This window comes from Desulfosarcina sp. (assembly GCF_033791525.1).
In the GTDB taxonomy this organism is placed as follows: Bacteria; Desulfobacterota; Desulfobacteria; order Desulfobacterales; family Desulfosarcinaceae; genus Desulfosarcina.
This window is the reverse complement of the sequence record NZ_JASJGN010000374.1, coordinates 1-5,573: the sequence shown is the minus strand read 5'-3', so window position 1 is coordinate 5,573 and position 5,573 is coordinate 1. Positions and strand designations below refer to the sequence as shown.

The window sequence follows — 5,573 nt, the reverse complement described above, 5'->3', positions numbered from 1 at the left end:
CATGATGATGACCGTTACCGCAGGATCCCGGGATTTGATTCGTTCAAGCAGCGTAATTCCATCCATTTGCGGCATGAGAACGTCGGCCAGAACGACATCAACAGCCGTATTCGACAGGATGTCAAGGGCCTGGACACCATTTTCGGCTGTCAGGACGCGGCAATCGATTTCCATGGAGAGGGTTCGCCGGAGGCCATGAACCAAATCGGTTTCATCATCTACCACCAGTATCGTGTCACTTACCATGAGGCATCTCCTGTGCTGACGCTACTACCCTGAGCAATACACACAAACCCTGTCAACCGGGTCACACCCGACCGGGGTCCTCAGCGGCATCATCGAATAATTCATAGAATTTTTCAACTTTCCGATCCGGTTTCCAGACAAAAGCAACACCAACAGCATGGACGCAGAATATTTAAAGAGAGGAAAGGAACCGACGGCGTTCGCGCATAATCGGGAGGGATGAAACCCTGCCCGGGAAGGTAATGGGTGGCGCTCACATGCGATATCACGGCTAAGTGCCGGTGACTCGCTCATAGGCCTCCTGCTTGGTTTTACAGTCGATACAATAGCTGGTGACCGGTCTGGCCTTCAGGCGGGCAATCGCAATGGGCTCCTCACATTCTTCACAGATGCCATAGGTCCCTTCATCAATGGCCTGGAGGCTCTTTTTGATCTTGGCAATCAACCGGCTCTCCCTGCCCCGAATGCGCAGCTGATGGTTACGGGACTCCTCCTCCGTGGCCCGGTCCAGCGGGTCGGCCTCATTGGAGTATACTGAACCGATAAGCTCCACCACCGCAATTCCGGCCTTTGCCAGCAGCGCATCAAGCTCAGTCTGCAACATGATTTGAAAATGGTCGATGTCTTTTTTATTCATTTATCCATCCTGACAAAAGGCGAAAGCATTAATGCAAAGCATCACTCACGCACATGACTCGATGATGCGCCGGGCAAGAAAATAACATCAAAAGCAAAAGAATCAAGAGGCAAACTATAAACGAACACGATCCGATCGATGGAGTCGATGCTGGAGGCAACCGGTTAGGTGTCCACGGCGGTGGCGGTGATGGGTTGCGCCGGGAGGAGGACATCGGTTAGAATGGGTTTTTCAACACCCATTCAGGATTGCGCATGAAAAGCGCTTACCACGAAACCACCCCACCCTTTTGGCCAAACAACGGTGGTGCAGCCCGTAATCCGCAATGGCGGGCATCGAACTGCGCCTTAGCCCGTCTGCTGGCAATTCACCGCCGGGATCTGGGGAGAGCAATAGCGGTGGCCGTGGAAATCCGCCGTGGAATCGACGAGCTGACGCCATTGATGGCGGCGTTGTGCAATCGGACCTGCCGCTTCTGCCCCGAACCCTGCTGCATCGGCAACACGGTGTGGATCGATTTTCGGGATCTGCTTTTTCTCCACTTGATAGAAGAACCCATTCCGCCCTGTCAGGCGGCATCGGATCCCAACGATCCCTGTCCGTTTTTAAACCACCACGGATGTCGTCTGCCTCCGCGAATCCGGCCGTGGATGTGCATCGGGTATATCTGCCCGGCCCAGCTGTCCGTTCTCAAAAGAAAAGGGCGGTCCACAGCGGCCGCCCTGCTTGGTAAAATTGAACGGATCGAAAAGAAACGCGTCAGGATGGAAGTGGAAGTGATCCGCCGGATCAAGCGGAAGAGGCGAACATCGCCATCATCTTCTCCTGCACCTTCCGGGTGACGGCCATGCGGTCGTGGCCGTTTTTCAGCCGCTGGCCCAGCAATTTTCCGGCCTCGACGGCGGCAGCCATGACCTTGGGCTGCTTGGCCACATCCGGGATCATGTCCGGCGTAATCTTGACCCCCTGGCCATGGACCATGAGGGGGACTCCCACCTGGCAGGTTTCTCCGTGACCGCAGGTATAGCAGGAAGCGGCACCCTGTCCCGTCACCTTGGCCACCGTCTCGATAAAGTTGTAGAGGAAGAGCTTTTCCAGTTCGTCTGCCGGAAAGCGACCGCTGGTGCCGCCCACCCCCACGGCCACGGCCAACTTGCCCCACAGGAGGTCGCCGGTCTGATGGCGGAACTGAAACCAGCGTTCCAGCAGCGCATGGGTGGCGGCATTGAGTGTGGAGTAGTAGTTGGGCGCGCCGAAAACATAAGCGTCCGCGGCCACGATTTTCTCACGCAGCGGGGTCAGGTCATCCTCCACTTTGCATACGTTATCTTTGACACACCCCTGACAAGCGATGCATCCTGAAATGGCTTTTCCCCGCAGAGAGACGATTTCATAGTCTACACCGGTATTTTCAAGCACGGTCTGGACCAGCTTGTATACGCCGGATTGGCTCTCTTTTCGGGGACTGCCGGAAATTCCCAGTATTTTCATACGGATTCCTTTCGGTATCTATCAGCTGGCGAATGGATCGTTGAGACTCGGGCATGCCGGACCTGATCCGTCATCCATAAAGATCCTGGCTCCCGGCTTCCAACGGGATGGCGTCCATTGTGATGATTGCTTTAGTGTCAGTAGTATGATGATGGTTGCTCATAAATGGTAGGTTCCGGTCCAGGACAAGGCCGCAGCATCTTTGAGACCGCAGGCGTAGCAGAGCTACGTCGAGGATCTCAAAGATGTGAGAACGTCGGCCTGGGCCGGAAAATGCCGTTTAGGAGTATCCATCAAGAGGCGTAAATGGAGCATTTCCTGACATTCATGGCCGCCTCCTGCAGCGCTTCGGAAAAAGTGGGGTGGCCATGGATGGTGCGGGAAATGTCTTCCGAGCTGGCACCGAACTCCAGCGCCAGCACACACTCGGCGATCATGTCCGCCGCCCGGGGGCCGATGATGTGGACGCCCAGGATCCGGTCGGTCTTGCCGTGGGAGATGAGTTTGACAAACCCGTCGGTTTCACCCATGCAGCGTGCCCGCCCCGCTCCGGAAAAGGGAAAGCTACCCACGCAGTAGGGGATCTCCTTTTCACGCACCTGCTCTTCGGTAAGGCCCACGCTGGCCACCTCGGGCCAGGTGTAGACCACCGCAGGAATGGTATCGTAGTTCACTTCACCGGCACGGCCGGCCATGCATTCCACCGCCGCGGTGCCTTCGGCGGAGGCTTTGTGGGCCAGCATGGGGCCGGGTATCAGGTCACCGATGGCGTAAATGCCGTCGACGCTGGTGCGGTAAGTTTCGTCCACGAGGATCTGGCCGGTTTTCGGATCGGTGTCGATGCCCAACGCCTCGATGCCCAGGCCACGTGTGAGGGGTCGCCGGCCGATCGACACCAGCAGCCGGTCGAAGGTCATTTCCTCAGTCTTTCCCTTGCTTTCCAGCACGGCCTTGACCTTTTTACCGGTCACCGCGGCTTTGGCCACCTTGGTGTTGAGCCTAAATTCCAAACCCTGCCGTTTGAGGATACGATCCAGGGTCCGCCCCACCTGGCCGTCCAGTGTGGTGGCGATCTTGGGCAGCATTTCGATGACGGTTACCTTGGAACCAAGCCGGCTCCACACCGATCCCAGCTCCAAACCGATGTAGCCGCCGCCGACGATGCCCAGACGTTTGGGCACACTGTCGAAGGAAAGGGCTTCGGTGGAGCTGACGATTTGCTTGCCGTCGAATTCCAGCCCTTTGACTTCAATGGGTTCGGAGCCGGTGGCCAGCAGGATGTTCTTTGCCGGCAGGGTCGTTTTCTTCTTTTTGCCCGTATCCACCTCAACGGATCCCGGCGCCGCGACCGATGCCGTGCCATGGATGATCTCGATATTGTTGCCGTCCAGCAGCTTGCGCACGTTTTCGGTCAGTTCCTCCACCACCTTGTCCTTTCGGGCCAGCATGGCTGGCAAATCCAGGGAGACTTTTCCCGTCTTGATGCCGTATTCGGCAAAACGGTCCTTGGCCAGGTGATAGTACTCGGAGGAATCCAGCAGGGCCTTGCTGGGGATGCACCCCACGTTGAGGCAGACACCGCCCAGACGGGAGGCTTTTTCCACCACGGCGGTTTTCATGCCGAGCTGGGCCGCACGAACGGCCGCCACGTATCCGCCGGGTCCGGAGCCGATGATCACCAGATCGAACTGTGCTTGTTGTGCCATCTTAAACCTCCAATGCCATGCGTTCCGGGTTTTCAACGAACTCCTTGACCCGCTTGAGAAAGGTCACCGCGCCCTTGCCGTCCACGATGCGGTGGTCGTAGCTGAGCGCCACGTACATCATGGGTCGGATGACGATCTGGTCATCGATCACCACCGGCCGCTTTTCGATCTTGTGCATGCCCAGGATGCCGCTCTGGGGCATGTTGAGGATGGGGGTGGAGAGCAGGCTGCCGTATACGCCGCCGTTGCTCACCGTGAAGGTGCCCCCCTCCAGATCGGCCAGTTCCAGCCGGTTGTCCTTGATCTTGGTCACGTAATCCACGATGGCTTTTTCCACCTGGGCGAAGCTCATGCGTTCGACATGGCGGATCACCGGCACCACGAGTCCCCGCGGGGTTCCCACGGCCACACCGATGTGCTGGTAGTTGTGATAAACCATATCGCTGCCGTCGATGAAGGCGTTGATCTCGGGCACCTCCTTGAGGGCCTCCACACATGCCTTGACGAAGAAGGACATGAACCCCAGCGCGACCCCGTGGCGCTTCTGGAACACCTCCTTGTACAGGGATCGGATTTCCATGGCCCGGGCCATATCAATCTCGTTGAAGGTGGTGAGCATGGCCGTGCTCTGCTTGGACTCCAGCAGCCGCTCGGCGATACGTTTGCGGATAGGCGTCATGGGTTTTCGCTCTTCCATGGCTGCCGCCGACGGTTGAGCCGCCGGGGTGGGCGCCGCATCGGGGATGCCGGCCGGCGCCTTCTCCAAGTAAAGCAGGACGTCCCCCTTGCTGAGGCGCCCGCCGGGGCCGGTACCCTGGATTTTCGACGCATCCAGATTCTTTTCGGCGATCAACCGGCGCACCGAAGGCGCCAGGGGGATGCTGTCCGCAGGCGTGGCCGAGGCTGAAGGCGCCGGAGGTTTGGCTGCCGGTGCGGCAGGCGCCGGGGCCGCTGCTTTTTCCGGTTCCTCTGCGGCTTTGACTTTCGGCTTTTCAGGCGCCGGCGCGGCTGCATCCACGGGTTCCAGGGCCCCCACCACCGTACCGATAGCCACGGTTTCTCCGGCAGCCACAAGGATCTTCAGCACGCCATCCGCCTCGGCCACCACCTCCAGGGTCACCTTGTCCGTTTCGATGACAAACAGGGGATCGTCCTTGCGGACGGTGTCGCCGTCCTGTTTGAACCATTCGGCCAGGACTGCTTCCTGGACCGACTCGCCAACACTGGGAATCTTGATTTCGATGGACATGCAGGCTCCTTGGTAAATAGGGGTTTAGGCTGAAGGCTGAAGGGCAAGGATCGGGTCACTTGCAACCTTTTTGATTCCCTCGACCAATTGGGTTGAACAACTGCGAATATCCAATGTCGAACAAGGAACCGCAGAATTGAGAAGGAAGGTATTCTATCGTTTTATATTCGCTATCGCGCAGCGATGCCTTCCTTCGACATTCGAACCTCTATATTGGACATCCTGCAGTTCGTTTTTTAAAAAG

At 57.8% G+C, this 5,573-nt stretch carries 6 protein-coding genes; 1 reads left to right on the top strand and 5 read right to left on the bottom strand.

What is annotated here, in order from left to right:
- Together QNK41_RS18430 and dksA are read right to left on the bottom strand one after the other, a co-directional pair.
- A partial coding sequence (locus QNK41_RS18430; RefSeq protein WP_319259861.1) for a response regulator occupies positions 1-246 on the bottom strand: 246 nt, incomplete at its 3' end.
- Between the two features lie 271 nt (positions 247-517).
- Positions 518-883, bottom strand: a complete 366-nt coding sequence (dksA, locus tag QNK41_RS18425) for an RNA polymerase-binding protein DksA (RefSeq protein ID WP_319259858.1) — start codon at positions 881-883, stop codon at positions 518-520.
- A 254-nt stretch (positions 884-1,137) separates the two neighbouring features.
- Between dksA and QNK41_RS18420 the strand changes: the two genes are divergently transcribed.
- Entirely contained in the window at positions 1,138-1,725 is a 588-nt protein-coding gene (locus QNK41_RS18420; protein ID WP_319259855.1) for a hypothetical protein, read from the top strand.
- On the opposite strand, the gene QNK41_RS18415 is transcribed toward QNK41_RS18420, so the two are convergent.
- The 3 genes from QNK41_RS18415 to odhB form a co-directional block, all read right to left on the bottom strand.
- Positions 1,673-2,374 carry a flavodoxin family protein gene (locus tag QNK41_RS18415; protein WP_319259850.1) on the bottom strand — a complete coding sequence of 234 codons (702 nt, stop codon included), beginning with the start codon at positions 2,372-2,374 and terminating at the stop codon, positions 1,673-1,675. The genes QNK41_RS18420 and QNK41_RS18415 overlap by 53 nt on opposite strands.
- 293 nt (positions 2,375-2,667) lie before the next feature.
- Entirely contained in the window at positions 2,668-4,080 is a 1,413-nt protein-coding gene (gene lpdA / locus QNK41_RS18410) for a dihydrolipoyl dehydrogenase (protein ID WP_319259848.1), read from the bottom strand.
- Position 4,081: 1 nt separating this feature from the next.
- On the bottom strand, positions 4,082-5,329 hold the full coding sequence (gene odhB / locus QNK41_RS18405; RefSeq protein ID WP_319259845.1) for a 2-oxoglutarate dehydrogenase complex dihydrolipoyllysine-residue succinyltransferase: 1,248 nt from the start codon (positions 5,327-5,329) through the stop codon (positions 4,082-4,084).
- Positions 5,330-5,573: the final 244 nt, after the last annotated feature.